Source organism: Klebsiella sp. P1927, assembly GCF_018204675.1.
GTDB classification, from domain to species: domain Bacteria; phylum Pseudomonadota; class Gammaproteobacteria; order Enterobacterales; family Enterobacteriaceae; genus Klebsiella; species Klebsiella pneumoniae.
Genome location: NZ_CP073377.1, coordinates 1,216,578 through 1,243,268, shown reverse-complemented (window position 1 = coordinate 1,243,268; position 26,691 = coordinate 1,216,578). Strand labels below are relative to the sequence as shown.

The 26,691-nt window shown below is 57.1% G+C and carries 26 protein-coding genes; 8 read left to right on the top strand and 18 right to left on the bottom strand.

Annotated features, from left to right (window positions below; translation table 11 throughout):
- Positions 1 to 7: 7 nt before the first annotated feature.
- From nuoI to KB892_RS06375, 9 genes are all read right to left on the bottom strand, one after another.
- Entirely contained in the window at positions 8 to 550 is a 543-nt protein-coding gene (gene nuoI / locus KB892_RS06415) for an NADH-quinone oxidoreductase subunit NuoI (RefSeq protein ID WP_002913152.1), read from the bottom strand.
- Positions 551 to 564: 14 nt separating this feature from the next.
- Positions 565 to 1,542: an NADH-quinone oxidoreductase subunit NuoH gene (gene nuoH / locus KB892_RS06410; protein WP_002913156.1), complete on the bottom strand. Its 978-nt coding sequence runs from the start codon at positions 1,540 to 1,542 to the stop codon at positions 565 to 567.
- Positions 1,539 to 4,265, bottom strand: coding sequence for an NADH-quinone oxidoreductase subunit NuoG (gene nuoG, locus KB892_RS06405; RefSeq protein WP_004149179.1), 2,727 nt, complete (start codon positions 4,263 to 4,265; stop codon positions 1,539 to 1,541). The genes nuoH and nuoG overlap by 4 nt, the downstream gene beginning before the upstream one ends.
- A 32-nt stretch (positions 4,266 to 4,297) precedes the next feature.
- A complete protein-coding gene (gene nuoF, locus KB892_RS06400) occupies positions 4,298 to 5,635 on the bottom strand; it encodes an NADH-quinone oxidoreductase subunit NuoF (RefSeq protein ID WP_002913158.1) in 1,338 nt (445 codons plus the stop codon).
- Positions 5,632 to 6,132, bottom strand: coding sequence for an NADH-quinone oxidoreductase subunit NuoE (nuoE, locus tag KB892_RS06395; protein ID WP_002913160.1), 501 nt, complete (start codon positions 6,130 to 6,132; stop codon positions 5,632 to 5,634). Before nuoE ends, nuoF begins: the two co-directional genes overlap by 4 nt.
- A gap of 2 nt (positions 6,133 to 6,134) precedes the next feature.
- The gene (gene nuoC, locus KB892_RS06390; protein WP_002913162.1) at positions 6,135 to 7,943 is read right to left on the bottom strand and encodes an NADH-quinone oxidoreductase subunit C/D; all 1,809 of its coding nucleotides are present in this window, start codon (positions 7,941 to 7,943) and stop codon (positions 6,135 to 6,137) included.
- Between the two features lie 86 nt (positions 7,944 to 8,029).
- Positions 8,030 to 8,704 (bottom strand): NADH-quinone oxidoreductase subunit NuoB, encoded by a 675-nt coding sequence (gene nuoB, locus KB892_RS06385; protein WP_002913178.1) that lies wholly within the window; start codon positions 8,702 to 8,704, stop codon positions 8,030 to 8,032.
- 15 nt (positions 8,705 to 8,719) lie between these two features.
- Positions 8,720 to 9,166 carry an NADH-quinone oxidoreductase subunit NuoA gene (gene nuoA, locus KB892_RS06380; protein WP_002913181.1) on the bottom strand — a complete coding sequence of 149 codons (447 nt, stop codon included), beginning with the start codon at positions 9,164 to 9,166 and terminating at the stop codon, positions 8,720 to 8,722.
- Positions 9,167 to 9,817: 651 nt separating this feature from the next.
- Positions 9,818 to 10,744: a LysR family transcriptional regulator gene (locus tag KB892_RS06375; protein WP_002913183.1), complete on the bottom strand. Its 927-nt coding sequence runs from the start codon at positions 10,742 to 10,744 to the stop codon at positions 9,818 to 9,820.
- Positions 10,745 to 11,616: 872 nt separating this feature from the next.
- On the opposite strand from KB892_RS06375, the gene alaA reads away from it, so the two are divergent.
- The gene (gene alaA / locus KB892_RS06370) at positions 11,617 to 12,834 is read left to right on the top strand and encodes an alanine transaminase AlaA (protein WP_002913185.1); all 1,218 of its coding nucleotides are present in this window, start codon (positions 11,617 to 11,619) and stop codon (positions 12,832 to 12,834) included.
- Positions 12,835 to 12,915: 81 nt separating this feature from the next.
- Positions 12,916 to 13,515, top strand: a complete 600-nt coding sequence (gene yfbR, locus KB892_RS06365) for a 5'-deoxynucleotidase (protein ID WP_002913188.1) — start codon at positions 12,916 to 12,918, stop codon at positions 13,513 to 13,515.
- A gap of 44 nt (positions 13,516 to 13,559) precedes the next feature.
- On the opposite strand, the gene KB892_RS06360 is transcribed toward yfbR, so the two are convergent.
- The 4 genes from KB892_RS06360 to yfbV all read right to left on the bottom strand — a co-directional run bounded on the left by KB892_RS06360 (position 13,560) and on the right by yfbV (position 17,177).
- On the bottom strand, positions 13,560 to 15,392 hold the full coding sequence (locus KB892_RS06360; RefSeq protein ID WP_004149189.1) for an SLC13 family permease: 1,833 nt from the start codon (positions 15,390 to 15,392) through the stop codon (positions 13,560 to 13,562).
- A 76-nt stretch (positions 15,393 to 15,468) separates the two neighbouring features.
- Positions 15,469 to 16,128 carry a sugar phosphatase gene (locus KB892_RS06355; protein WP_002913191.1) on the bottom strand — a complete coding sequence of 220 codons (660 nt, stop codon included), beginning with the start codon at positions 16,126 to 16,128 and terminating at the stop codon, positions 15,469 to 15,471.
- Between the two features lie 11 nt (positions 16,129 to 16,139).
- Positions 16,140 to 16,634, bottom strand: coding sequence for a YfbU family protein (locus tag KB892_RS06350; protein WP_002913193.1), 495 nt, complete (start codon positions 16,632 to 16,634; stop codon positions 16,140 to 16,142).
- A gap of 87 nt (positions 16,635 to 16,721) precedes the next feature.
- Positions 16,722 to 17,177 (bottom strand): terminus macrodomain insulation protein YfbV, encoded by a 456-nt coding sequence (yfbV, locus tag KB892_RS06345; protein ID WP_002913194.1) that lies wholly within the window; start codon positions 17,175 to 17,177, stop codon positions 16,722 to 16,724.
- A gap of 337 nt (positions 17,178 to 17,514) precedes the next feature.
- On the opposite strand from yfbV, the gene ackA reads away from it, so the two are divergent.
- A complete protein-coding gene (gene ackA, locus KB892_RS06340) occupies positions 17,515 to 18,717 on the top strand; it encodes an acetate kinase (protein ID WP_002913195.1) in 1,203 nt (400 codons plus the stop codon).
- Between the two features lie 200 nt (positions 18,718 to 18,917).
- Positions 18,918 to 21,065: a phosphate acetyltransferase gene (gene pta, locus KB892_RS06335; protein WP_002913196.1), complete on the top strand. Its 2,148-nt coding sequence runs from the start codon at positions 18,918 to 18,920 to the stop codon at positions 21,063 to 21,065.
- Positions 21,066 to 21,157: 92 nt separating this feature from the next.
- Here the strand turns inward: pta and yfcD are convergent, their stop codons facing one another.
- The 3 genes from yfcD to yfcF all read right to left on the bottom strand — a co-directional run bounded on the left by yfcD (position 21,158) and on the right by yfcF (position 23,019).
- Complete coding sequence (yfcD, locus tag KB892_RS06330) at positions 21,158 to 21,709, bottom strand: NUDIX hydrolase YfcD (protein WP_002913197.1); 552 nt, start codon at positions 21,707 to 21,709, stop codon at positions 21,158 to 21,160.
- A gap of 57 nt (positions 21,710 to 21,766) precedes the next feature.
- Positions 21,767 to 22,318, bottom strand: a complete 552-nt coding sequence (gene yfcE, locus KB892_RS06325; RefSeq protein WP_002913198.1) for a phosphodiesterase — start codon at positions 22,316 to 22,318, stop codon at positions 21,767 to 21,769.
- Positions 22,319 to 22,380: 62 nt separating this feature from the next.
- The gene (gene yfcF / locus KB892_RS06320) at positions 22,381 to 23,019 is read right to left on the bottom strand and encodes a glutathione transferase (RefSeq protein WP_002913199.1); all 639 of its coding nucleotides are present in this window, start codon (positions 23,017 to 23,019) and stop codon (positions 22,381 to 22,383) included.
- Positions 23,020 to 23,199: 180 nt separating this feature from the next.
- On the opposite strand from yfcF, the gene yfcG reads away from it, so the two are divergent.
- The 3 genes from yfcG (at position 23,200) to KB892_RS06305 (ending at position 25,169) form a co-directional block, all read left to right on the top strand.
- Complete coding sequence (yfcG, locus tag KB892_RS06315; protein ID WP_004151103.1) at positions 23,200 to 23,829, top strand: GSH-dependent disulfide bond oxidoreductase; 630 nt, start codon at positions 23,200 to 23,202, stop codon at positions 23,827 to 23,829.
- 65 nt (positions 23,830 to 23,894) lie between these two features.
- A complete protein-coding gene (gene folX, locus KB892_RS06310) occupies positions 23,895 to 24,257 on the top strand; it encodes a dihydroneopterin triphosphate 2'-epimerase (RefSeq protein ID WP_002913200.1) in 363 nt (120 codons plus the stop codon).
- Between the two features lie 18 nt (positions 24,258 to 24,275).
- A complete protein-coding gene (locus KB892_RS06305) occupies positions 24,276 to 25,169 on the top strand; it encodes a TIGR01777 family oxidoreductase (RefSeq protein WP_002913203.1) in 894 nt (297 codons plus the stop codon).
- Here KB892_RS06305 and KB892_RS06300 read toward each other — a convergent pair.
- Positions 25,149 to 25,265 carry a hypothetical protein gene (locus tag KB892_RS06300; protein ID WP_004217247.1) on the bottom strand — a complete coding sequence of 39 codons (117 nt, stop codon included), beginning with the start codon at positions 25,263 to 25,265 and terminating at the stop codon, positions 25,149 to 25,151. The two genes, KB892_RS06305 and KB892_RS06300, sit on opposite strands and share 21 nt — an antisense overlap.
- A 119-nt stretch (positions 25,266 to 25,384) precedes the next feature.
- On the opposite strand from KB892_RS06300, the gene KB892_RS06295 reads away from it, so the two are divergent.
- A complete protein-coding gene (locus KB892_RS06295; RefSeq protein WP_002913204.1) occupies positions 25,385 to 25,912 on the top strand; it encodes a GNAT family N-acetyltransferase in 528 nt (175 codons plus the stop codon).
- Between the two features lie 5 nt (positions 25,913 to 25,917).
- On the opposite strand, the gene hisP is transcribed toward KB892_RS06295, so the two are convergent.
- Positions 25,918 to 26,691 carry a histidine ABC transporter ATP-binding protein HisP gene (gene hisP, locus KB892_RS06290; protein ID WP_002913206.1) on the bottom strand — a complete coding sequence of 258 codons (774 nt, stop codon included), beginning with the start codon at positions 26,689 to 26,691 and terminating at the stop codon, positions 25,918 to 25,920.

Genomic DNA, 26,691 nt, shown 5'->3' with positions numbered 1-26,691 from the left:
CCTCTCCTTACGGTAACAGGCTCTTGACGTCGATTGGCTTAGCTTCATTTTCCGCTTCGCCCTTATCTTTGCCGTCGATTGCCATACCCGCCATCCGGTAGAAGTTATATTCCGGGTATTTGCCCGGACCGGAAATCAGCAGATCCTCTTTTTCGTACACCAGATCCTGACGCTTGTATTCACCCAGCTCGAAGTCCGGGGTCAACTGGATCGCCGTGGTCGGGCACGCTTCTTCGCACAGGCCGCAGAAGATGCAGCGTGAGAAGTTGATGCGGAAGAACTCCGGATACCAGCGGCCGTCTACCGTCTCTGCTTTCTGCAGCGAGATACAGCCCACCGGGCAGGCTACCGCACACAGGTTACAGGCGACGCAGCGCTCTGCACCGTCCGGATCGCGGGTCAGCACGATGCGGCCGCGATAGCGCGGCGGCAGGTAGACCGGCTCTTCCGGATACATCCGGGTTTCACGTTTGGCGAAGGCATGCAGGCCAATCATCCAGATACTACGGACCTGGGTGCCGAACCCCACCAATAATTCTTTTAAGGTCATGTTCAATTCACCCCTTATTGCGCCTGCCAGAGAATGACAGCCGCCGTTACCAACAAGTTGACCAGCGTTAACGGCAGGCATACCTTCCAGCCAAAGGACATTACCTGGTCATAGCGCGGACGCGGTAATGATGCGCGGATCAAAATGAACATCATCATGAAGAACGCGGTTTTCAGCGCGAACCAGATGAAAGGAGGTAACCACGGGCCATTCCAGCCGCCGAAGAACAGCGTGACGATCAGCGCTGAAACGGTGACGATACCGATGTATTCCCCGACGAAGAACAGACCGAATTTCATGCCGGAATATTCAATGTGGTAACCATCGGCCAGTTCCTGCTCCGCTTCCGGCTGGTCGAACGGGTGACGGTGACACACCGCCACGCCGGCGATGGCGAAAGTCACGAAGCCGAAGAACTGCGGGATAACGTTCCACAGATGCGCCTGGTTGTTGACGATATCGGTCATATTGAATGACCCCGCCTGCGCCACCACGCCCATCAGGGAGAGACCGAGAAATACCTCGTAGCTCAGGGTCTGCGCGGAAGCACGCATCGCCCCCAGCAGCGAGTATTTGTTATTGCTCGACCAACCGGCGAACAGCACCGCGTAGACCGCCAGGCCTGCCATCATCAGGAAGAAGAGGATGCCGATGTTCAGGTCGGCCACCACCCACGTCGGGCTAACCGGCACGATAGCGAAGGCCAGCAGCAGCGAGGTAAAGGCGATAACCGGCGCCAGAGTAAAGATCACGCGATCGGAGAAGCGCGGGATCCAGTCCTCTTTAAAGAACATCTTGATCATGTCGGCGACCAGCTGCAGCGAACCGCCCCAGCCGACGCGGTTAGGTCCGTAGCGGTTCTGGAACAAGCCGAGCAGACGACGCTCGCCGAAGCTCATGAACGCGCCGCAGGTGACAACCACCAGCAGAATGACCACGGCCTTCAGGATGCTTAACAGAATGTCGATAAGATCCGGCGTTAACCAGCTCATGCTTTCGCCTCCTGCAGTGAATCAATACGCGATCCGGTCAGCACCGGCGCAATGCCCGGCATGCCCATCGGTAAGCCAACCTGTCCCGCGGTCAGGCCTTCAGAGATAACCAGCGGCAGACGCAGGGTCTGGCCTTCCACGCTAAAGGAGAGCATTGCGCCTGGGTTGACGCCAAGCTTCGCGGCATCCGCCGGGTTCAGCTTGATGTACGGCTCAGGCATCCGGCTCTGGAACACCGGCGCGCGCTGAGACAGCTCATCGCTGCCGAACAGATGGTAGTACGGCGCAATTCGCCATTTGCCCTCTTCCGCCTGGAAGCTGGCCGGCACCGCCGTGAAGTACTCCAGTCCGCTGGCGGACGCTTCAAACAGACGAACGCCCGGATCGCCGTGGCGCAGTTTCCCGCCCACTTCATCCTGGAACTTGTTCCATGCCTGCGGGGAGTTCCAGCCCGGCGCCCAAGCGAACGGGATCTGCGAACGCGGGGCGGACGGCTGGTTGTTCCCTTCCATGGAGAAGGCGAACATCGTGTCTTTATCCTGCGGCTGACGCGGCTCGTGCACGCTGATGTTAGCGCGCATCGCCGTGCGGCCGCTGTAGCGGTGCGGTTCACGCGCCAGCTTCTGGCCGCGGATGCGGAAGGTCGCATCCGGCGCGGCGTCTTTAATGCCCGCCAGCTGCGGCAGCGCGGCAATCGCCGCATCAATGACGTGGTCCAGCTGAGTCCAGTCAACCTGACGGTTGTTGACGGTGCTGTGCAGCGAATGCAGCCAGCGCCAGCTTTCCAGCATTACGGTTTTCGCGTCGTAGTAAGCCGGATCGTAAACCTGGAAGAAACGCTGGGCGCGACCTTCGTTGTTCACCACGGTACCGTCGCTTTCCGCAAAGCTTGCCGCGGAGAGCACCAGGTGCGCTTTGTCCATAATCGCGGTGCGCTGATGATCCACCACCATCACCAGCGGCGCTTTCGCCAGCGCAGCGTCAACGCGCGCGGCGGAAGCATGACGGTGAAGGTCGTTTTCCAGCACGATAACCGCGTCTGCGGCGCCGCTTTCCAGTTCGTCCAGCGCCTCTTCAAGCGAGCCGCCGCCGATCATGCCCAGTCCGACGCTGTTAACCGCCCGGGCGACCATGGTCACCCCGACATCGGCGCCGCGGCCTTTCAGAGCTTTCGCCACGTTAGCGGCGGCCTGGATGATCTCCATGCTGCCGGCGTTGGTCCCGGAGATGATCAGCGGTTTTTTCGCCCCGGCCAGCGCCTGAACGATAACGTCGACTTTACCCTGCAGGTCCTGGCTCAGGCCGTCAACCGCCGGCGCGCTGTCGTCCAGCGCATGGGCAATAGCAAAGCCGAGACGCGCCTGATCTTCTACCGGCGCACGGTAGGTCCACGCCGCGATGTCATCCAGGCGGGTGTCATCGACGTTGGTGACGAATAGCGGGTGCTTGGCGCGCTGGCCGATGTTGAGGATCGCGGCGATCTGCCAGTCGGCCACTTTCTGCGCCGCCGCCATTTCGCGTGCTTTCCCTTTCACTGCCTGGCGTACCGCCAGGGCCACGCGCGCGCCGGTCTGGGTAATGTCTTCGCCCAGCACCAGTACCGCATCGTAGGATTCGATATCGCGCAGGCTTGGCGTGTGGATCCCGCCCTCGCGCAGCACTTTCAGCATCATCTGCAGGCGCGCTTGTTCGCCTTTGGCGATGCCGGTATAGAAGTTGTCGGCGCCCACCAGCTCGCGCAGCGCGAAGTTGCTTTCAATGCTGGCGCGCGGGGAACCGATGCCGATCACTTTCTTCGACTGGCGCAGGATATCCGCCGCCCCCTGCATCGCCTGCTCGGCGTTAAGGGTGATCAGATCGTCGCCGCGGCGCTGCACCGGCTGACGCGGACGGTCTTTCAGGTTCACGTAGCCATAGCCGAAACGACCGCGGTCGCAGAGGAAGTAGCGGTTCACGGTGCCGTTATAGCGGTTTTCGATACGACGCAACTCGCCATAGCGTTCGCCCGGGCTGATGTTACAGCCGATGGAACACTGCTGGCAGATGCTCGGCGCAAACTGCATGTCCCACTTACGGTTATAGCGCTCGGAGTGGGTTTTGTCGGTGAAAACGCCGGTCGGGCAGACTTCCACCAGGTTGCCGGAGAACTCGCTCTCCAGGGTGCCATCTTCCGGGCGGCCGAAGTAGACGTTGTCGTGCGCGCCATAGACGCCCAGATCGGTGCCGTCGGCATAATCTTTGTAGTAGCGCACGCAGCGGTAGCAGGCGATGCAGCGGTTCATTTCGTGCGAAATAAACGGCCCCAGATCCTGATTGCGGTGGGTACGCTTGGTGAAACGATAGCGGCGGAAGCTATGACCGGTCATCACCGTCATATCCTGCAGGTGGCAGTTGCCGCCCTCTTCGCAGACCGGGCAGTCGTGCGGGTGGTTAGTCATCAACCACTCCACCACGCTTTCGCGGAACTGCTTCGCTTCGCTGTCGTCGATAGAAATAAAGGTGCCGTCGGATGCCGGAGTCATACAGGACATCACCAGGCGACCACGCGTGTCTTCCGCGTTCTGATATTGCTTCACCGCACACTGGCGGCAAGCACCGACGCTCCCTAGCGCCGGGTGCCAGCAAAAGTAGGGAATATCAAGACCAAGAGAGAGACAAGCCTCTAGCAGGTTGTCCGCCCCGTTGACCTCGTATTCTTTGCCGTCTACATGAATCGTAGCCATTTGCGTGCTTCCAAAAATAAAAAACCTTTAGATTACCAGCGCGTCTTAAGCAGGTTCGGCTGAATCCCGTTGATTGCATGGGTATTGCTGAACTGCTGCTTAATGCCAGCCTCGAATTCTTCGCGGAAATATTTAATCGCGCTCTGTAGCGGCTCGACCGCGCCCGGCGCGTGCGCGCAGAAGGTTTTACCCGGGCCCAGGAATCGACACAGTTGCTCAAGGGTTTCGATATCGCCAGGCTGGCCTTCGCCGCGCTCCAGGGCGCGCAGGATCTTCACGCTCCACGGCAGACCATCGCGGCACGGCGTACACCAGCCGCAGGACTCGCGGGCAAAGAACTCTTCAAGGTTACGCACCAGCGAGACCATGTTGATCTCGTGGTCAACGGCCATCGCCAGCGAGGTGCCCAGACGGCTGCCCGCTTTACCAATGCTTTCGAATTCCATCGGCAGATCGAGGTGCGCTTCGGTGAGGAAGTCGGTCCCTGCTCCGCCCGGTTGCCAGGCTTTAAACTTCAGGCCATCGCGCATACCGCCGGCGTAATCTTCGAGGATCTCGCGGGCAGTGGTGCCGAACGGCAGCTCCCAGACGCCCGGATTCTTCACCCGGCCGGAGAAGCCCATCAGCTTGGTGCCAGCATCTTTGCTGGTGGAAATGTTCTGGTACCACTCGACGCCGTTGGCGAGGATCGCTGGCACGTTGCACAGGGTTTCTACGTTGTTGACGCAGGTCGGCTTGCCCCAGACGCCGGAGCTCGCCGGGAACGGCGGCTTGGATCGCGGGTTGGCGCGGCGGCCTTCCAGAGAGTTGATCAGCGCCGTCTCTTCGCCGCAGATATAGCGCCCTGCCCCGGTGTGCACGAACAGCTCGAAGTCAAACCCGGTGCCGAGGATGTTTTTCCCCAACAGACCCGCTTCGGTGGCTTCAGCAATCGCGCGACGCAGATGCTGGGCCGCTTCAATATATTCCCCGCGCAGGAAGATGTAGCCGCGGTACGCTTTCAGCGCAAACGCGGAGATCAGCATGCCTTCCACCAGCAGGTGCGGCAGCTGCTCCATCAGCAGGCGGTCTTTATAGGTGCCCGGCTCCATTTCATCGGCGTTACACAGCAGGTAACGGATGTTCATGGATTCGTCTTTCGGCATCAGGCTCCACTTCAGACCAGTGGAGAAGCCCGCGCCGCCGCGCCCTTTCAGGCCAGCGTCTTTTACCGCCGTGACAATCTCATCCGGGGCCATCCCGGTCAGGGCTTTACGCGCCCCTTCATAGCCATTTTTACTGCGATACTCGTCCAGCCACACCGGCTGCTTGTCGTCGCGCAGGCGCCAGGTGAGCGGATGCGTTTCCGCAGTACGAATTACGGTTTTCATTTGTACTGCTCCAGCAGGTCAGGAATTGCCTCCGGCGTCAGATGGCTGTGAGTATCCTCATCAATCATCATGGTCGGTCCCTTGTCGCAGTTACCCAGGCAGCAGGTCGGCAGCAGGGTAAAGCGGCCATCAAAGGTGGTCTGCCCCGGCTTGATATTCAGTTTCTTCTCAATGGCGGCCTGAATACCCTGATAGCCGGTGATGTGGCATACCACGCTGTCGCAGTAGCGGATCACGTGACGGCCAACCGGCTGGCGGAAAATCTGGCTGTAGAACGTCGCCACGCCTTCCACGTCGCTGGCCGGGATCCCCAGCACATCGGCGATGGCGTAGATCGCGCCATCCGGCACCCAGCCGCGCTGTTTCTGAACGATTTTCAGCGCTTCGATGGACGCCGCACGCGGGTCTTCGTAGTGGTGCTTCTCGTGCTCAATAGCCTCACGCTCTGCCGCACTCAGCTCAAAAGCCTCGGTTTGTGGTTGTTGATTCTCGTGCATAATTAGCGGTCCACGTCTGACATAACAAAATCGATACTACCCAGATAGACGATCAGGTCGGATACCAGGCTGCCGCGGATCGCCGACGGGATCTGCTGCAGGTGCGCAAAGCTCGGCGTACGCACGCGGGTACGGTAGCTCATGGTGCTGCCGTCGCTGGTCAGGTAGTAACTGTTGATCCCTTTGGTCGCCTCAATCATCTGGAAAGATTCGTTGGCCGGCATCACCGGGCCCCACGATACCTGCAGGAAGTGGGTGATCAGGGTTTCGATATGCTGCAGCGTGCGCTCTTTCGGCGGCGGCGTGGTCAGCGGGTGATCCGCTTTGAACGGGCCTTCCGGCATGTTATCGAGGCACTGCTGAAGAATGCGCAGACTCTGGCGCAGCTCTTCTACTTTCAGCATCACGCGGGTGTAGCAGTCTGAGACGCCCCCCCCGGTCGGGACTTCGAAGTCGAAGTTTTCATAGCCAGAGTAAGGACGCCATTTACGCACGTCGAAGTCGATACCGGTGGCGCGCAGGCCTGCGCCGGTGGTGCCCCACTCCAGCGCCTCTTTGGCGGTATAGGCTGCCACGCCGACGGAACGGCCTTTCAGAATGGTGTTGCGCAGGGCGGCCTTCTCATAGGAGTCCAGACGCTTCGGCATCCACTCGAGGAACTCACGCAGCAGGCGATCCCAGCCACGCGGCAGATCGTGCGCGACGCCGCCGATGCGGAACCACGCCGGGTGCATACGGAACCCGGTAATCGCTTCCACCAGATCGTAAATTTTCTGCCGATCGGTAAAGGCGAAGAAGACCGGCGTCATCGCGCCGACGTCCTGAATAAAGGTCGAGATATACAGCAGGTGGCTGTTGATGCGGAACAGCTCGGAGAGCATCACGCGGATCACGTTCACGCGATCCGGTACGGTGATCCCAGCCAGTTTTTCCACCGCCAGCACGTACGGCATCTCGTTGACGCAGCCGCCGAGATATTCAATACGGTCGGTATACGGGATGTAGCTGTGCCAGGACTGACGCTCGCCCATCTTCTCGGCGCCGCGGTGGTGATAACCGATATCCGGTACGCAGTCGACGATCTCTTCGCCGTCCAGTTGCAGAATAATGCGGAACGCACCATGCGCCGATGGGTGGTTCGGACCGAGGTTGAGGAACATGAAGTCCTCGTTGTCGGTGCCGCGCTTCATGCCCCACTCTTCCGGTTTAAAGGTCAGCGCCTCCATCTCCAGATCCTGTTTGGCTTTGGTCAGCTCAAACGGGTCGAACTCGGTGGCACGCGCCGGATAATCTTTACGCAGCGGGTGACCTTCCCAGGTCGGCGGCATCATGATGCGACGCAGGTTCGGGTGACCATCGAAGGTAATGCCAAACATTTCCCAGGTTTCACGCTCATACCAGTTGGCGTTGGGGAACAGTTTGGTGAAGGTCGGCAGATGCAGATCGTTTTCCGACAGCGCCACCTTGAGCATGATGTCGCGGTTGCGATCGATGGAGATCAGGTGATAGAAAACGGAAAAATCCGCGGCGGGCAGGCCATCGCGGTGCGTGCGCAGACGTTCGTCCATGCCGTGCAGGTCAAACAGCATCACGTAAGGCTTCGGCAATTTCTTCAGGAAATCACCCACCTCCAGCAGCTGTTCACGCTTCACCCATACCACCGGTACGCCGGTACGGGTTGGCTGAACGGTAAAGGCATCCGGCCCAAAGCGGTTGCGCAGTTCGCCAATCACCGGGTCATCAAGGTGATCGCGGGTTTGCCAGGCTGGTGCGGCGTCATGCGCGGTTAAATCGGTCATATTGTTCACCATTGCAAAAGGTCCGTGGTGACTGCCGGCGAGACTTCGCGCTGTTGTAGATTGATTTGCGAAGTGGTTCTCCCGCCCGCAGGCGCAAATTAAATCTCGTCCGGCGTCCGCAGATTGGTCACTGCAATACGTTCGCCGCGTTTACGCTCGCGTTCCGACTGCATATTGGCGCGATAAACGCCCTGATCGCCAACCACCCATGAGAGCGGACGACGTTCTTTACCAATGGACTCCTGCAGCAGCATCAGCGCCTGCATATAGGCCTCCGGACGCGGCGGGCAGCCCGGGATGTACACATCGACCGGAATGAATTTATCCACGCCCTGGACGACGGAATAGATGTCGTACATCCCGCCTGAGTTGGCGCAGGCGCCCATGGAGATCACCCACTTCGGCTCCAGCATCTGATCGTAGAGACGCTGAATAACCGGCGCCATTTTGGTAAAGCAGGTTCCCGCGACCACCATCAGGTCCGCCTGACGCGGAGAGGCGCGCAGAACTTCTGCCCCAAAACGCGCAACGTCATGCACCGCAGTGAATGACGTCACCATTTCCACATAACAGCAAGAAAGGCCGAAGTTGTACGGCCAAATTGAGTTCTTACGGCCCCAGTTCACCATGTCATGCAGCGCGTGTTCGAGTTTCCCCATATACACGCTTTTATTGACTTCCTGCTCCAGAGGATCGGTAACGATCTCCTGTTTCTGCAGGGGGTAACGGTCGTTCTCACCGTTAGGATCTATGCGGGTGAGCGTATAATCCATCTTATTGCCTCGCTTTTACTGCATATGACGGTTAGTGGGACTGTCTGTTTCCGGGTTAACCAGCGTGCGACGGGAACGCGCGGGCGTCCAGTCCAGTGCGCCGATGCGAACGAGATAAACCAGACCAGCCAGTAGCACTAAAATGAAAATTGCGGCTTCCACAAAGCCGACCCAGCCGCTCTCGCGGATAGAGGTCGACCATGCGTAGAGATACAGGGCTTCCACGTCGAAGATAACGAAGAACATGGCAACCAGATAAAACTTCGCAGAAAGACGTAAGCGGGCCGAACCGACGGAGTCGATCCCCGATTCAAACGGCGTGTTTTTACTACGCGCGCGCGCGCGACCGCCAAGGTACCAGCCGCCGACGAGCATGAGGCAGCACAGGCCGATAGCGATGATGAGAAATATAGCGAATGCCCAATGATGAGCGATGACTTCAGTGGATGTTGACATACGCATTGCTTAACCAAAAAAGTGTAGCGCCAAAACCCTCTGCTCTTACTGGCAGATGAACGCCACAGCGTTTCACGGGAGGAATAAAAAATAACCGTGCAAAAAAGCGTCCCTGGTCGATGTGAGAAGCCCAGATGCCGTGGCTTTTTACCCCTTTCTTTAACCTTTTGTCAACTTTAACAAAAGTTTTCATAACATTAATTTACATTGGAATCTTTTCATTAACATTAAATGCCCTTTTCTGCGAAATAACCTTGCATACTGTTCGGTTTTAGTGTTGTTGAATCGTGTCCGTTTCCGTCGTAAATCAAAAATCCCTTCTATTTTGACAGGATTTAGCCTCGATTCCTCCCCCCAAAGAGGGGTATTTTCTTGATCTGCGACACGGTTTTGTTAATTACCCCAGGAAATCGGCAACAATCCATCCGGTTTTTTAACATTAGCAGGAAGTGTTGAAAGTGCAGGGAAAAGTCGACAAGCTGAGCGCCTTGTCACGCCAATACGCTGATTTTTCTGCAAAGAAATACAAAAAAGATTCAAAACATCAATAAGAGTGCAAAAAAAAGAGCCGCCAGGCGGGAAACCAACTCCTGAGGCTCTTTTTGGGCACTTACATTCTGTTACCAGTTTTTGTGATCTTTGTTAGCAAGAATACCCTTACAAAACCAAGGTATTCCCTCCCTCTTCCGGAGTAAGTGCTGTGCCCGTTTCCCAGGGATGGATCTCCTGACTCAGAGACTGAAAAATCGCCTGCGGCAGTTCGCTCACCGTCCGCGGATTGCAGCTGACGACGTACCGGGTGTCCGGCAACGCCGGTAACCCCTCACTGATGCCAGCCACGCGTAGATCCGGGCTCATCATTTCGACCGGGCGCGCCGTCACGCCCAGCCCGGCCTTCACCGCCGCTTTCACGCCCGATAGCGAGGAAGCTCCGTGGGCCAGATGCCAACTGACGCGAGCAGTTTCCAGCGCGGCGATAATATCCTGGCGGAATGGGCTTGGCTCTTCGAGCAGGATCAGGGGGATAGATTCCCCCTTCGCCAGCACATATTCCGCTGCACAATACCAGAGAGTAGGTGATGTTCTCAGGGTAAAAGAGGTAAAGCCGGGAGGCTGATGGGTGGTCAACGCCAGATCGACCAGCCCCTCGGCCAACATCTCCATGATGGCGGCATGGGGGTGAACTTTGATCTCCAACGTCATTCTGGGATAGAAACAGCCGATGCGGTTTAACAAAAACGGCAGGATGGTGTCAGCCGTTTCTTCTGACGCGCCGATGCTCAGAGCCCCCTGCAGGCTGCCATACATCAGCGACATACAGGCTTCATCGTTAAAACGGAGAATTTTGCGGGCATAGCCCAGCAGCTGGATCCCCTGCTCGGTCAGCAGCTTATTGCGGCCGTGGCGGGCGAAAAGCTCTTTGCCCACCAGCTGTTCCAGGCGTTGCATTTGCTGACTGACCGCGGACTGAGTACGACACACTGCGGCGGCGGCGGCGGCAAAAGTGTTCAAATCAGCGACCGCGACAAAGGTACGCAGCAGATCGAGATCGAGGTTGAGTATGGGACGAGTTGTATTAATCATCTTTCTTCACTTACAGGTGGCTAACGCTGACCTGCCTTGTTGATGCTTTACGCCAGGTTTCCGGCTATTCCCTGAGCCTCGTGCTCACCGTCTAACGGCGGATAAACAACTGGACGAACGTTATTACATGCCAAAGTACTCGTCTGGGCAAATGCGCAGAACTGCGGAGTAATATATTGTTCGTATTTCTCATTATTATTTATTACCACGACCAGCCAGGCGCCATACGTCGCCGCGGGAACCCGGTCAGTGATGCTGAGAAAATCGCTCTTCTGGCGTAACTTTCCGGCAGAAAAGGAACAATAAAATCCTGTAATAACAATATATTAAATCTCAATGCAACCGCAGTTCTTGGCGGTTAACACGGATATTAACGGTGATATTCTAACCTATCCCCCTCCTTTTTATAAGCCTTAATAAGGATTAACTGAGACAATTTTAAATTTTTTTCAACATTTTATATTAATTAACAAACCTCAGATTATTACCCGCTAAAAATAATAATAATGTGGTCGCACGCTGTTTTTTATTAAAATTATTTAACATCAAAATTACAAGCCAATCGCGCTTGTATGCAGGATAGCGTTTTTTAGCGACTCCCCCTTCTCACTCCCCATATTACCGGGCAAACAAACGAGATAAATGATGGCAAAATCGCTACTAAATCTATATTTACGACCAAAAAATCGACATAAAAAGGCATAAGCCACAGACCAAATCCGCAATCGGTAGATAAATCAATTGCGCTTAAAATCCGGCGTTAGCAAAATCTTCTCCTGCAAAGCCTTCAAAACAGCGGGGAGGGGGAGTACATTGTTCCGTGCTGACTTCCACGGCAGGGAGTGGCGATAACAGCTAAAAGGTCAAGATTCATGTCCCCCATCGAAAAATCCAGCAAGTTAGAGAACGTCTGTTATGACATCCGCGGCCCGGTTCTGAAAGAAGCCAAACGTCTTGAAGAAGAAGGCAATAAGGTTCTGAAACTGAACATCGGCAACCCGGCGCCATTCGGCTTCGAGGCCCCTGACGAGATCCTCGTCGACGTCATCCGCAATTTGCCTACCGCCCAGGGTTACTGCGATTCGAAAGGATTGTACTCGGCGCGTAAAGCTATCATGCAGCATTACCAGGCCCGGGGTATGCGCGATGTCACGGTGGAAGACATCTATATCGGCAACGGCGTGTCCGAGCTGATTGTGCAGGCGATGCAGGCGCTGTTAAACAGCGGCGATGAGATGCTGGTTCCCGCCCCGGACTACCCGCTGTGGACGGCGGCGGTGTCGCTTTCCAGCGGCAAAGCGGTGCACTATCTGTGTGACGAATCCTCTGACTGGTTCCCGGATCTGGACGACATCCGCGCAAAAATCACACCGCGCACCCGCGGGATCGTGATCATTAACCCTAACAACCCCACCGGCGCGGTCTATTCCAAAGAATTGCTGCAGGAGATCGTGGAGATCGCTCGTCAGCATAATCTGATCATTTTCGCCGATGAAATTTACGACAAGATCCTCTACGACGAAGCCCAGCATCACTCTATTGCCGCCCTGGCGCCGGACCTGCTGACGGTGACCTTTAACGGATTGTCGAAAACCTACCGCGTTGCCGGCTTCCGTCAGGGCTGGATGGTGTTGAATGGCCCGAAAAAACACGCGAAGGGCTATATCGAAGGGCTGGAGATGCTGGCTTCAATGCGTCTGTGCGCCAACGTGCCGGCCCAGCATGCTATCCAGACGGCGCTGGGCGGCTATCAGAGCATCAGCGAATTCATCATCCCCGGCGGACGCCTGTATGAACAACGCAACCGCGCCTGGGAGCTTATCAACGATATTCCGGGCGTCTCCTGCGTGAAGCCAAAAGGCGCGCTGTATATGTTCCCGAAAATCGATGCCAAACGCTTCAATATTCATGACGACCAGAAAATGGTGCTCGACTTCCTGCTGCAGGAGAAAGTCCTGCTGGTGCAGGGCACCGCCTTTAACTGGCCGTGGCCGGATCACGTACGCATCGTGACCCTGCCGCGCGAAGACGACCTGGAGATGGCTATCTCCCGCTTTGGCCGCTTCCTCTCCGGCTACCATCAGCTTTAATCGCGCCGCCGCCGGCATTTGCATCCGGCGGCGATCCCTGCGCACAATGGAACCCGATGTTGTCACTGATTAAGGGTCCCTATGAGTCAGAGTCATTTCTTTGCCCACCTCTCCCGCCTGAAACTGATTAACCGCTGGCCGCTGATGCGCAACGTGCGCACCGAAAATGTCTCCGAACACAGTCTGCAGGTGGCGATGGTCGCCCATGCGCTGGCGGCGATTAAAAACCGCAAATTTGGCGGCCAGGTCAACGCCGAGCGTATCGCCCTGCTGGCGATGTACCATGACGCCTCGGAAGTACTAACTGGCGATCTCCCTACTCCGGTGAAATATTTCAATTCGCAGATTGCCCAGGAATATAAGGCGATTGAAAAAATTGCTCAGCAAAAGCTGGTGGATATGGTCCCTGACGAGCTGCGCGATATTTTCGAGCCGCTGATTGATGAGCATCACTACAGTGAGGAAGAGCAGTCGATCGTTAAACAGGCTGACGCCCTCTGCGCTTACCTGAAGTGCCTCGAAGAGCTATCTGCAGGCAATAACGAATTTCTGCTGGCCAAAGGTCGGCTGGAAAAGACCCTGGCATCGCGGCGCAGCGCGGAGATGGATTACTTTATGCAAGTGTTCGTCCCAAGCTTCCAGCTGTCGCTGGACGAAATTAGCCAGGATTCGCCGCTGTAAGGTTCTGGCCGGGCGGCGGTTGTGCTCTACCCGGCCAGAATATCTTAAAACGGAAACAGTACCGGGATCAGCAGGACGCAGACCACCATCACCAGTATGGTAAAGGGCACGCCTATTTTGACAAAATCGCTAAATGAGTACTTGCCAGGGCCAAGCACCAGGGTGTTAACCGGCGAGGAGACCGGGGTCATAAACGCCGCCGAAGCCGCCATCGCCACCACCATGGCAAAAGGATAGGGAGAGACGCCCATTGACTTCGCCGCCGCTAAGGCAATAGGCGCCATCAGCACCGCCGTGGCGGTGTTTGAGATAAACAGCCCAATCGCCGCGCACATCATGAACAGGCAGCCGAGCATCAGATAAGGCCCCTCGCCTCCGGCGACATCCATCAGTCCCTTCACCACCAGATCCACCCCGCCGGTTTTTTGCAGCGCCAGGGCAAACGGCATCATCCCAACAATCAAAATAATGCTCGGCCAGTGGATCGCCTTGTAGGCGCTTTCGGCATTGATGCAGCGGAATTTGCCCATCAGCAGACAGGCGATAATCGCGGCAATCGGGTTGGGAATTTCATCGGTGAGCATCAGGGCTACCATCAGCACCAGGCAGAAAATCGCATGCGGAGCCTGGCTGTGGGCCGGCGAAGCGTCATCGACCTCAACCGGCATATTGAGTACCACGAAATCCCGGCCGCGCTTCGCCAGCAGGGCAATTTGCCGCCAGTTGCCGACCACCAGCAGGATATCGCCGAGCTGCAGCGGCTCATCGACCACCGAACCATCCATCGCTTTGCCATCGCGCTTCATGCCGACGATATTGAGACCAAACCGGGTGCGGAAGGCTATCTCACGCACCGTTTTGCCAATCATCTCTGAATCCGGGATCAGCGCCACCTCCGCCATCCCCACATCCAGCGCCTGATCGGCAAAATACTCGCCGCGCAATACCATCGGCTCAAGCATTTGCTCGCCGCAGAACTGGCGTAAATCGACATCGGAGGCGGACATATCGATCAGCAGGACGTCGCGGGCGCGAAATTCCGATACCCCGTTGACGTTGACAATTACCCGGCGGAACCGCCGCCAGCGTTCAACGCCGATCACGTTGGCGCAGTAGCGCTCACGCAGCTTTAAATCATCCAGCCGCTGACCGATCATCGGCGAACCCGGGCGGATGGCCAGCCGGCGAGCGCGGCCGGTGAGGTGATACTCGCGGATCAAATCGCGGAAGGTGCTTCTTTTTCGCCCATCGCGTGCGGAGTCGCCATTATCCGTCTTCAGCATAAAGCGCACCGCCAGCATATAGACGATGCCCAGGATCAGCACCACCAGGCCAATCGGCGTGACGCTGAAAAAGCTGAAGCCGTGCAGTCCCTCGCGCAGCAATTCACTGTTGACCACCAGGTTGGGCGGCGTCGCCACCAGGGTCATCATCCCGCTGATAAGCCCGGCGAAGCTCAGCGGCATCATCAGCCGCGATGGCGAGGTATTCATCCGCGCCGAGACGCTAAGTACCACCGGGATGAAAATGGCGACCACCCCGGTGGAGCTCATAAACGCGCCCAGACCGGCGACGGTGAGCATCAGGTAGATCAGCATTTTGGTTTCGCTGTTCCCCGCCACGCTCACCAGCCATGCCCCCATTTTGGTGGCGACTCCGGTGCGCACCAGGCCATCGCCGATAATAAACAGGGCGGCAATCAGGATCACGTTAGGATCGCTGAATCCGGAAAAAGCTTCATTTAACGTCAGCGTTCCGCTGAGGACAAAGGCGACAATGACCATCAGGGCGATAGCATCCATGCGCACCTTGCCGGTAGCAAACAGCACAACCGCGATGGCCAGGAGGGATAAAACCCAAATCAATTCACCGTTCACAACGTTTCCTTGTCACAAGTGGGAGTCGACATAGTGGCATAAAAAAGCCCCGACGACGCGGGGCGAAATCATGGGTTTACGCTTTAAGACGCACATTTACCACGCCGTCAGTCTGGCGTTCAACCACCAGATCTTCCAGGCTGCTCAGAACGAGGTCGGCTTCATCCAGGCGAGGGGCATCGGCGGGCACGTTGACCGCGATAGTGCGACAGCCGGCCGCCAGTCCGGAGAGGAGCCCCGCCGGCGCATCTTCCACCACCGCGCACTCCCCGGCAGGCAGACCCAGCCGCTCGGCGCCCAGCAGATAGGCGTCCGGCGCCGGTTTGCCGTGTTTCACCTGCTCGGCGGTGACGAACACCTCAGGCATCGGCAGGCCCGCCGCGCGGTGACGCGCGTGGGCAACCGGAATCGAGCCGGAGGTGACAATCGCCCACGGGATCCCGGCCTCATTGAGCGTATTCAGCAGGGCTAATGCCTCCGGCAGCGCGACGATACCCTCAATATCAGTGGCTTCTATCTGCTCGAGGTAGCGAAATTCGGCCTGGATATCCTCCTCGCTGCGCCCCGGCATAAAATGGCGAATGGAGGTAATGGCCTGCTTGCCGTGAATAAAACTGAGAATTTCATCATGGTCAATGGCGAAACGATCCCCCCACTTGCACCATGAACGCTCCACCACCGGCAAGGAATCCACCAGCGTCCCGTCTAAATCGAACAGGAAACCTTTACACTGCACGGGCACCTCCCTCAGGCGTTGATAATTTGATTAATTTCATTACTGCTCAGATGATACTGGCGCGGGCAAGCGTGCCAGACGCTCAGCATCCGCTGATATTTCTCCCACATCGGGGTCTGCGAGTTAAAGCCATGGGTACCGGCGTCAAAATGGCTGTAGCGGCCTTCAACGTTGACCATAAAACGCACATAGCCGAGATAACGCGCTTCGGTGGCGGCATCAAATCCGAGGAAGGTGACCCGGCGTTCATCGATACCCGCCGCGTCTTTCAGGTTGGTCCAGGAGACGTGCAGCGCGTGGTACATCTCCATGATATCAATAACGGTACGGCAGGTTTCTTCCGTCAACTGGCCAAACTCGCGGTCCAGTTCACGCATCTGTAGCCCATACCCACGCTCTATGATGGTTTGCAGACGACGGTAGCGTTCCGCATTATCCGGGTCGAGCATCGTCATCATTTTGTACTGATTGGATAAAATCAGACGCTGCGCATTGGTCATTTCCATGTTGTGACTCCTGTAGCACGGTAGGGCGTGAAATAAAGAAGGCGCATAAATCATGCGCCTTCTTTTATATGCGTTTTCCGTAGTGAATTACAAATCATCAAGGAAAGTTTTATCCAGTTGTTTGAAGGCGCGCTTAAGCGTGTCAGCCAGCGCCTGATAATCGGGCTTGCCTTCGACCGGTGCCAGCGCCTGCCCCGCCTCCTGCAGTTTACCGCGCACTTCATAGAACCAGTTAAGAATGGAGGGCGGCAGCGGCGTCACCGAACGCTTACCCAACCACCAGAGTCCCTGCATCGGCAGGCTCAGCGCAAACAGCGCGGTAGCGACGGCGGGGCCCAGCTGGCCGCCAAGAGCTATCTGCCAGCAGAGGGTAAAAATGGCGATTGGCGGCATGATGCGGATGGCATAGCGGGTGGCACGAATAATGCGGTTTTCAATAAACACCGGCGCGAGGCGCTTGTCGAGAGGCCAGGTCTTTGCGTAATGCTGCCCGCGGTTGAACAAGCTAAAGAAGCTAACGGGGCGTTTCTCAGGGGTCGACATGGCTTTACCTCAACTTTACATATAAAACTTAAAAAATTCGTGCAAAACACCAACTATGCATGACATCGTTCAAAAGATTTTGGCAAAGGATGCCGCAATCAGGTATCCTGTGCCCGCCTGAAAGGGCGGTTAGACTCTTTGCCAGGCTAGTCAAATTATCGCATATTCTGCCATTGGCTGAAAATTATGCAAAATGGCATAAAATCAAATGTACTTCTCTCATCGTGCCCGAAAACAGAACAAGGCATGATGTTAATCATAAATGTCGAGGTCATCCTGCGCTACGCTAATGACACACTGACGTTTTTTTAGCCACGTATCATAAAAAGGTACTTCCATGTCGAGTAAGTTAGTACTGGTTCTGAACTGCGGTAGCTCCTCTCTGAAATTTGCTATCCTTGACGCCGTGAACGGCGACGAATATCTGTCCGGTTTAGCGGAATGCTTCCACCTGCCGGAAGCCCGTATCAAATGGAAAATGGACGGCAGCAAACAAGAAGCCGAGTTAGGCGCGGGCGCCGCGCACAGTGAAGCGCTGAACTTTATCGTTAACACTATTCTGGCACAAAAACCAGAACTGTCTGCTCAGCTGACCGCAATCGGCCACCGTATCGTACACGGCGGTGAAAAATACACCAGCTCCGTGGTGATCGACGAGTCCGTAATTCAGGGTATTAAAGACGCCGCGTCTTTCGCACCGCTGCACAACCCGGCACACCTGATCGGCATCGCTGAAGCGCTGAAATCCTTCCCGCACCTGAAAGACAAAAACGTGGCTGTATTCGATACGGCGTTCCATCAGACCATGCCGGAAGAATCCTATCTCTACGCCCTGCCGTACAGCCTGTACAAAGAGCACGGCGTTCGTCGTTACGGCGCGCACGGCACCAGCCACTTCTACGTGACTCAGGAAGCCGCTAAGATCCTCAACAAGCCGGTGGAAGAGCTGAACATCATCACCTGCCACCTCGGCAACGGTGGTTCTGTTTCCGCTATCCGTAACGGTAAATGCGTTGACACCTCCATGGGTCTGACCCCGCTGGAAGGCCTGGTGATGGGTACCCGCTCCGGTGACATCGATCCGGCCATCATCTTCCATCTGCACGACACCCTGGGCATGAGCGTTGACGCGATCAACAAAATGCTGACCAAAGAGTCCGGCCTGCTGGGTCTGACCGAAGTCACCAGCGACTGCCGCTACGTGGAAGACAACTATCAGGAAAAAGCCGACGCTAAACGCGCAATGGACGTTTACTGCCACCGCCTGGCGAAATACATCGGTTCCTACACCGCGCTGATGGACGGCCGTCTTGACGCCGTTATTTTCACCGGTGGTATCGGTGAAAACGCCGCGATGGTGCGTGAGCTGTCGCTGGGCAAACTGGGCGTACTGGGCTTTGAAGTTGACCATGAGCGTAACCTTGCTGCCCGCTTCGGCAAGTCTGGCTTCATCAACAAAGAAGGCACCCGTCCTGCCGTGGTTATCCCGACCAACGAAGAGCTGGTCATCGCGCAAGACGCCAGCCGTCTGACCGCATAATTCCACATCGCCAGCCCTGACCCGCAATAATTCGAGCTGCAGGAAGGCGGCGACACAGCAAAACCCCGGCCGCGTACAGCGCGTACGCCACCGGGGTGAGCAAGTAGAGCCAACGCACGTGCAACTTGAAATATGACGGATAGCTGGCGGTGCTGTTTTGTATCCCGCCTGATACTGGCGGTAACGAAAGAGGATATACCGTGTCCCGTACTATCATGTTAATTCCTACCGGTACCAGCGTAGGTCTGACCAGCGTCAGCCTCGGTGTGATCCGCGCTATGGAACGCAAAGGCGTTCGTCTGAGCGTCTTTAAACCTATCGCCCAGCCGCGTTCCGGTGGCGATGCCCCAGACCAGACCACCACCATCGTTCGCGCCAGCTCCTCCACCACCACCGCCGCTGAACCGCTGAAGATGAGCCATGTTGAGTCTCTGCTCTCCAGCAATCAGAAAGATGTGCTGATGGAAGAGATCATTGCCAACTACCACGCGAATACTCAGGACGCGGAAGTGGTGCTGGTGGAAGGCCTGGTACCGACCCGTAAGCATCAGTTCGCCCAGGCGCTGAACTTTGAAATCGCCAAAACGCTGAACGCTGAAATCGTCTTCGTGATGTCTCAGGGCACCGACACGCCAGAACAGCTGAACGAGCGTATCGAACTGACCCGTAACAGCTTTGGCGGCGCCAAAAATACCAGCATCACCGGCGTTATCGTCAACAAACTGAATGCCCCTGTCGACGATCAGGGCCGTACCCGTCCTGACCTGTCGGAAATTTTCGACGACTCGTCGAAAGCAAAAATCGTGAAGATTGACCCGGCTCAGCTGCAGAAAGGCAGCACGCTGCCGGTGCTGGGCGCAGTGCCATGGAGCTTCGATCTGATCGCGACCCGCGCGATCGACATGGCGCACCATCTGAATGCGACCATCATCAACGAAGGCGATATCAATACCCGCCGCGTGAAATCCGTGACTTTCTGCGCGCGCAGCATCCCGCACATGCTGGAACACTTCCGCCCTGGTTCTCTGCTGGTTACCTCCGCAGACCGTCCTGACGTGCTGGTTGCGGCCTGCCTGGCGGCAATGAACGGCGTGGAAATCGGCGCCATTCTGCTGACCGGCGGCTATGAAATGGACGCGCGCATCAGCAAGCTGTGTGAACGCGCTTTCGCGACCGGCCTGCCGGTATTTATGGTCAACACCAACACCTGGCAGACCTCCCTGAGCCTGCAGAGCTTTAACCTCGAAGTACCGGTTGACGATCACGAGCGTATCGAGAAAGTTCAGGAATACGTGGCCAACTACATCAACGCCGACTGGATCGAATCGCTGACCGCGACCTCCGAGCGCAGCCGCCGTCTCTCTCCGCCAGCCTTCCGCTACCAGCTGACCGAGCTGGCGCGCAAAGCCGGCAAACGTGTCGTTCTGCCGGAAGGCGACGAACCGCGTACCGTGAAAGCGGCGGCGATTTGCGCCGAACGCGGGATCGCCACCTGCGTCCTGCTGGGTAACCCGGATGAGATCAACCGCGTAGCCGCGGCCCAGGGCGTGGAGCTTGGCGCCGGCATTGAAATCGTCGATCCGGAAGTGGTTCGCGAAAGCTATGTGGGTCGCCTGGTCGAACTGCGTAAGAACAAAGGCATGACCGAAGCGGTCGCGCGTGAGCAGCTGGAAGACAACGTGGTTCTCGGCACCCTGATGCTGGAACAGGACGAAGTCGACGGTCTGGTATCCGGCGCGGTTCACACCACTGCCAACACCATTCGTCCGCCGCTGCAGCTGATCAAAACCGCGCCGGGCAGCTCGCTGGTCTCCTCCGTGTTCTTCATGCTGCTGCCGGAACAGGTTTACGTTTACGGCGACTGCGCGATCAACCCGGACCCGACCGCCGAGCAGCTGGCGGAAATCGCTATTCAGTCCGCTGAATCCGCGATTGCCTTCGGCATCGAACCGCGCGTGGCGATGCTCTCCTACTCCACCGGTACCTCCGGCGCGGGTAGCGATGTCGAGAAAGTCCGCGAAGCGACCCGTCTGGCGCAGGAAAAACGTCCTGACCTGATGATCGACGGCCCGCTGCAGTATGACGCCGCGGTGATGGCTGACGTAGCGAAGTCCAAAGCGCCGAACTCACCGGTAGCTGGCCGCGCGACCGTGTTCATCTTCCCGGATCTGAACACCGGTAACACCACGTACAAAGCGGTACAGCGCTCTGCCGACCTGATCTCCATCGGGCCGATGCTGCAGGGTATGCGCAAGCCGGTCAACGACCTGTCCCGTGGCGCGCTGGTAGACGATATCGTCTATACCATCGCACTGACCGCGATCCAATCGGCTCAGCAGCAGAAGTAATCTGCCGCTGTAGTCAAAGCAAAAGGCAGCCGAATGGCTGCCTTTTTGTCGTCAGGAGGCGAGCGACGATTGCTGCCGCGCGTTTGCGATCTTTATTCGCGCTCGCTCTCTTCCGCATCATCATACTCATTACCGGCGTTGCGGGTCATCCACAGCGCCAGCGCTTTCAGGGAGTCCGGCGTGAACTCATCGCAGCGGGCGGTGATCTCTTCCGGCGTTAACCAGCACACCTCGCTGACCTCTTCTTCCTGCAGGGCGAACGGCCCGTGGGAGACGCAGCTGAACAGGCTTCCCCAGACGCGGCAGAATTTGTCTTCGTAATAAAACTGGCCGTGATCGGCAAACGGCACCCCGGCGATGCCTAACTCCTCTTCCGCCTCGCGACGGGCCGATTCCAGCAGCTGCTCATCAGCCTGCACGACGCCGCCAGCGGTGGCATCCAGCATGCCCGGATGAAAGTCTTTTGTCTCGGTGCGTCGCTGCACCAGAATTTTCCCCATTCCGTCATGAACGACGATATAGGTCGCCCGGTGGCGCAGGCACTGCGCGCGCATTTGCTCGCGGCTGGACTGTGCTATCACCTCATTGTTTTCATTAACAATATCGACCCATTCTGTGCTTGCCAAATGATTCTGTTCCGCCATCAGGAAACCTTACTTTAAATGCGCTCTCGCGGCGCGTCTTTATGATTGAGGGCTAAATTACGGGTAAATTGCAACCTCTGCAATAACCTGATTATCATTGAGTGCTAAAACCTGCAGCCGCCCCTGATCCAGCAGCCCATAGCTGGCGGAATATCCCCCTTTCGGGATACTCACTGAGCCGGGATTAAAGAGGTAAATTGCGCCGCGTTTTTCCGCGACCGGTATATGAGTATGGCCATATGCCAGGACATCGCCAGCGGCCAGCGGCGGCAGATTATCCGGACTATAGAGATGCCCGTGGGTCAGAAACAGGCGATAGCGTTCGCTAAGCACCTGCTGCCAGGGCGCGGTCATTGGAAAACGAAGCAGCATCTGATCCACTTCGCTGTCGCAGTTGCCGCGAACGGCAACAATGCGTTCCGCCACGCTGTTCAACCGCTCCGCCACCTTACCCGGCGCATACCCCTCAGGCAGCGCGTTGCGCGGACCGTGATTGAGCACATCGCCGAGTATGATCAGCCACCTGGCGCCGCTTTGCGCGAACCGTTCAAGCACGCGTTCCGTGGCGGGCAGCGAACCATGAATATCGGAGGCAAACATCAGCTTCATAGGTTCCATCTCCACTGGTTACGATGCCTCTATGATAGCGGAAGCGCGGCGGGTTATCAGCCTCAGCGTTTGGCGGAAAGCGCCACGTAACGCTGGATTGAGGCCCGCTGCCACTGGAAAGACGCATAATCAGCCAGCGCCTCCGGTACCTTATCGCCATTGAGAACCAGGCGATTGAGCATCAGCGCCAGGTCTGCGTCGGCAATAGACCATTCGCCAAATAAATTTTGCCCGCCGTGGGCCAGTAGCATGGTGGCGGTGGCAAACAGCTTTTCCGCAGATTGCCTGCCGGCCTCGCTGAGGTCCGGCATTTTCGCCCCGTCAAACACCACGGCGGTGGATCGCTCTTCACGAATTGGCATCAGATCGCTGCGCAGCCAGGCCTGGATCTGCCGGGCGCGGGCTCGTTTTTGCAGATCATGCGGGTAGATGCGCTCCCACTCCGGCGGCGCGAAACGCTCATCCAGATACTCGGTAATCGCCGAAGACTCACTTAGCGCGAAATCATCAACCTCCAGCAGCGGTACGCGACGGGTGGCGGCATAGCCTGTCCAGCCCGCCTGCAGATGTTCGCCGCGGTTCAGGTCGACGGTTTTAAGGGTAAAAGGCAGGCTTTTTTCCTGCAGAGCGACATAGACAGACATCACGTACGGTGAGAAAAAATCGGCATCGGACCACAGGGTAATGACAGGCTGACTCATAGCTTCCTCAAGGGTGGTAGACAGGACAATAAGCCAACATAGCCTGTCTTACAGGCGATGTCACTGCTCGAGCGCGGACGACTCGTCGCCTGGCTGCCGGGTCGCTTGCGGAATTTCTCCCGAGTGGCGCAGCTTCACCTATACTCGAACAGTTTGCGACCCACGACGGCGGGAAATATTATGATCGATCTTTACTATGCACCCACCCCAAACGGCCACAAAATCACCCTGTTCCTCGAAGAGGCGGAGCTAGCCTATCGGCTAATTCGGGTCGATATCGGCAAAGGGGAACAATTTCATCCGCAGTTTCTGGCGATTTCGCCGAATAATAAAGTTCCGGCTATCGTCGACCACATGCCTGCTGACGGCGGGGCGCCGTTGAGCGTTTTCGAGTCAGGCGCCATCCTGCTCTATCTGGCGGAAAAAAGCGGTAAGCTGCTGAGCGGCGAGCTGCGGGAACGCTACGTCACGCTGCAGTGGCTGTTCTGGCAGGTCGGCGGGCTGGGGCCGATGCTGGGGCAAAATCAACATTTTTCCCACTCCGCGCCGCAAACCGTGCCCTACGCTATTGAACGTTTTCAGGTGGAAACCCAACGACTGTATGGGGTGCTAAATCAGCGTCTGGGATGCAGCCCGTGGCTTGGCGGCGACCACTACAGTATCGCCGACATCGCCGCCTGGCCCTGGGTGAACTGCCATGTCCGACAGCGTATCGATCTGGCGAACTATCCGGCGGTGCACAACTGGTATGAGCGCATTAAGCAGCGGCCGGCAACGTCGGAAGCGATGTTAAAAATTCAGCTTTATTAACCCCCTGCTCGCCCGTCGCGCTTTGTTGTATGATTGCAGGACTTACACCACGGAGGAAGCCTGCAATGTCTCAACCAGACGCCATTATTCGTATTAAGAACCTGCGCCTGCGGACTTTTATTGGTATTAAAGAGGAAGAGATCGCCAACCGCCAGGACGTGGTAGTGAATGTAGCCATTCACTACCCTGCCGATAAAGCGCGCGACAGCGAGGACATCAATGATGCGCTGAACTATCGCACCATTACCAAGCGCATAATCAGCCATCTTGAGAATGGCCGTTTTTCGCTGCTGGAAAAATTAACTCAGGATGTGCTGAATATCGCATGCGAACATCACTGGGTCACATATGCTGAAGTGGAGATTGATAAACTTCATGCGCTGCGCTATGCCGACTCGGTGTCCATGACCATGAGCTGGCGTCGCTAACCATGTCAGGGAGGTGGTATGAAGATCCTGCTTACTGGTGGTACCGGCCTGATTGGCCGACATCTGATACCCAGATTGCTGGAGCTCGGGCATAGCGTCACGGTCTCCACGCGACATCCGGATACCGCCCGCGCCCGTCTCGATCCGCGCGTCACCCTGTGGCGCGATTTCGAGGGCCATCACCACCTCAATGATATTGATGCCGTCATCAATCTGGCGGGTGAACCCATCGCTGATAAACGCTGGACGGCCGAGCAGAAACAACGCTTGTGCCATAGCCGCTGGGATCTCACGCAGCGGCTGGTGGGCCTGATCCACGCCAGCGACACCCCTCCCTCCGTGCTGATCAGCGGGTCTGCCATCGGCTACTATGGCGACCTCGGCGAAGTGGTGGTGACCGAAGAAGAGCCACCGCACAATGAGTTTACCCATAAGCTGTGCGCCCGCTGGGAGCAAATTGCCTGCGAAGCGCAAAGCGAGCGCACCCGCGTCTGCCTGCTGCGCACCGGCGTGGTACTGGCTCCGCGGGGCGGTATTCTCGGCAAAATGACACCCGCCTTTAAGCTCGGCCTCGGCGGGCCTATCGGCAATGGCAGACAGTACCTGGCCTGGATCCATATCGACGATATGGTTAACGGCATTCTGTGGCTGCTGGATAACGATCTGCGCGGTCCGTTCAATATGGTTTCTCCCTACCCGGTGCATAACGAGCAGTTCGCCCATGCGCTGGGTCATGCGCTCCATCGACCGGCGATTTTCCGCGTTCCCGCCGCCGCTATCCGCCTGTTGATGGGGGAATCCGCCGTCCTGGTGCTCGGCGGCCAGCGCGCGCTGCCAAAGCGTCTGGAGGCCGCCGGCTTTGCCTTCCGCTGGTACGATCTGGACGAAGCGCTAAAGGATGTGCTGAGTTAATGGCTGACACAGGGGAGCATTGGCTCCCCTGATTCCATTCTGCTGGCTCATGCTCCACGCCTGGATGGCCTCACCCTGGCGCTGCAGCATCGCCATATTCAGGACAACCAGCGCCCTTAATCGCCTGAATTCACCGCCAGCCGGCCGGTTCGCCGGTGTTACCTGGCAAAGCAAAGTGCTAAGGTAGGCTTTTCTTTCTGCGTATTGACTGCTTTATGACGACCATCACCACACCACGCCTTTCGCTTACCCGCTTTGTTACCGATGACTGGCCCTTTTTTCTGCGCCTGCGCCAGGATCCGCAGGTGATGCGTTTTATGGGGGAGGTGTTAAGCGAGGAGGTGCTGCGCAGCGTCTTCGTCAGTCGCTGTGCCGATCCCGGGGTGTTTGTATTGCGCGATAAATTCGGCGAGGCGCTGGGCGATATTGGGCTCCGCATCAGTCCGAAAAATCCGCACGAAGCTGACGTCGGCTACGCGCTGCTGCCTCAGGCTCAGGGAAAAGGCTATGCCAGCGAAGCGCTGCGGGCGGTCTGCGAGTATGGTTTCACCACCCTGGGGGTGCAGGCCATCAATGCCTGGGTGCTGGGTGAAAACCGTGGCTCATCGCGCCTGCTGGAGAAGCAAGGCTTTGTGCGCACCCAGGTGCTGGAGAAAGCCTATCATCTGAACGGCGTCGATTACGATGACTGGATCTATCGGCTGGAGCGGGAAGCTCATCCGGCGTCCGCAGACGCCGGATGAGCCGATTATTTCAGCGAACCTTTCAGAAACTGCTGCAGGCGCGGGCTTTTCGGCGCGCCAAACAGCGCATCCGGATGCCCTTCTTCTTCAATTTTACCCTGATGCAGAAAAATGACATGTGAAGAGACGTGGCGGGCAAAGCCCATTTCATGGGTCACCACCACCATGGTTTTTCCCTCTTCCGCCAGCTGCTGCATAATGCGTAACACTTCGCCCACCAGTTCCGGATCCAGCGCGGAGGTCGGCTCATCAAACAGCAGCACTTCCGGTTCCATCGCCAGCGCGCGGGCAATAGAGACACGCTGCTGCTGGCCACCGGAAAGATGCACCGGATACTTCGCCTGCTGACGTTCGTCTATCCCGACCTTGGCCAGATATTTTACCGCCCGTTCGCGCGCTTCCTGTTTGCTTAAGCCCAGCACCTGAATCGGTGCTTCCATGACGTTCTCCAGCACCGTCATATGGCTCCACAGATTGAAATGCTGAAACACCATGGTCAACCGGGTGCGCAGCAGGCGCAACTGGTTCTTGTCGGCCACCTTCAGCTGGCCGTCTTTATCCCGTACCAGACCAATATTTTGGCCGCTGACGACGATCGTGCCTTCGCTCGGTTTTTCAAGGAAGTTAATACAGCGCAAAAAGGTACTTTTTCCGGAGCCCGATGAACCGATGATGCTGATAACGTCCCCGGCTTTCGCCTGCAGCGAGACGCCCTTCAGCACCTCGTGTTCCCCATAGCGTTTATGCAGATCGATAACGTTTAATTTATTGTCGGACAT

What these genes read in the sequence shown, in the direction of transcription:
- nuoI (WP_002913152.1), bottom strand. Translation starts at nt 550, where the DNA reads ATGACCTTAAAAGAATTATTGGTGGGGTTCGGCACCCAGGTCCGTAGT.
- nuoH (WP_002913156.1), bottom strand. Translation starts at nt 1,542, where the DNA reads ATGAGCTGGTTAACGCCGGATCTTATCGACATTCTGTTAAGCATCCTG.
- nuoG (WP_004149179.1), bottom strand. Translation starts at nt 4,265, where the DNA reads ATGGCTACGATTCATGTAGACGGCAAAGAATACGAGGTCAACGGGGCG.
- nuoF (WP_002913158.1), bottom strand. Translation starts at nt 5,635, where the DNA reads ATGAAAACCGTAATTCGTACTGCGGAAACGCATCCGCTCACCTGGCGC.
- nuoE (WP_002913160.1), bottom strand. Translation starts at nt 6,132, where the DNA reads ATGCACGAGAATCAACAACCACAAACCGAGGCTTTTGAGCTGAGTGCG.
- nuoC (WP_002913162.1), bottom strand. Translation starts at nt 7,943, where the DNA reads ATGGTGAACAATATGACCGATTTAACCGCGCATGACGCCGCACCAGCC.
- nuoB (WP_002913178.1), bottom strand. Translation starts at nt 8,704, where the DNA reads ATGGATTATACGCTCACCCGCATAGATCCTAACGGTGAGAACGACCGT.
- nuoA (WP_002913181.1), bottom strand. Translation starts at nt 9,166, where the DNA reads ATGCGTATGTCAACATCCACTGAAGTCATCGCTCATCATTGGGCATTC.
- KB892_RS06375 (WP_002913183.1), bottom strand. Translation starts at nt 10,744, where the DNA reads ATGATTAATACAACTCGTCCCATACTCAACCTCGATCTCGATCTGCTG.
- alaA (WP_002913185.1), top strand. Translation starts at nt 11,617, where the DNA reads ATGTCCCCCATCGAAAAATCCAGCAAGTTAGAGAACGTCTGTTATGAC.
- yfbR (WP_002913188.1), top strand. Translation starts at nt 12,916, where the DNA reads ATGAGTCAGAGTCATTTCTTTGCCCACCTCTCCCGCCTGAAACTGATT.
- KB892_RS06350 (WP_002913193.1), bottom strand. Translation starts at nt 16,634, where the DNA reads ATGGAAATGACCAATGCGCAGCGTCTGATTTTATCCAATCAGTACAAA.
- yfbV (WP_002913194.1), bottom strand. Translation starts at nt 17,177, where the DNA reads ATGTCGACCCCTGAGAAACGCCCCGTTAGCTTCTTTAGCTTGTTCAAC.
- ackA (WP_002913195.1), top strand. Translation starts at nt 17,515, where the DNA reads ATGTCGAGTAAGTTAGTACTGGTTCTGAACTGCGGTAGCTCCTCTCTG.
- yfcD (WP_002913197.1), bottom strand. Translation starts at nt 21,709, where the DNA reads ATGGCGGAACAGAATCATTTGGCAAGCACAGAATGGGTCGATATTGTT.
- yfcE (WP_002913198.1), bottom strand. Translation starts at nt 22,318, where the DNA reads ATGAAGCTGATGTTTGCCTCCGATATTCATGGTTCGCTGCCCGCCACG.
- yfcF (WP_002913199.1), bottom strand. Translation starts at nt 23,019, where the DNA reads ATGAGTCAGCCTGTCATTACCCTGTGGTCCGATGCCGATTTTTTCTCA.
- yfcG (WP_004151103.1), top strand. Translation starts at nt 23,200, where the DNA reads ATGATCGATCTTTACTATGCACCCACCCCAAACGGCCACAAAATCACC.
- folX (WP_002913200.1), top strand. Translation starts at nt 23,895, where the DNA reads ATGTCTCAACCAGACGCCATTATTCGTATTAAGAACCTGCGCCTGCGG.
- KB892_RS06305 (WP_002913203.1), top strand. Translation starts at nt 24,276, where the DNA reads ATGAAGATCCTGCTTACTGGTGGTACCGGCCTGATTGGCCGACATCTG.
- KB892_RS06300 (WP_004217247.1), bottom strand. Translation starts at nt 25,265, where the DNA reads ATGGCGATGCTGCAGCGCCAGGGTGAGGCCATCCAGGCGTGGAGCATG.
- KB892_RS06295 (WP_002913204.1), top strand. Translation starts at nt 25,385, where the DNA reads ATGACGACCATCACCACACCACGCCTTTCGCTTACCCGCTTTGTTACC.
- hisP (WP_002913206.1), bottom strand. Translation starts at nt 26,691, where the DNA reads ATGTCCGACAATAAATTAAACGTTATCGATCTGCATAAACGCTATGGG.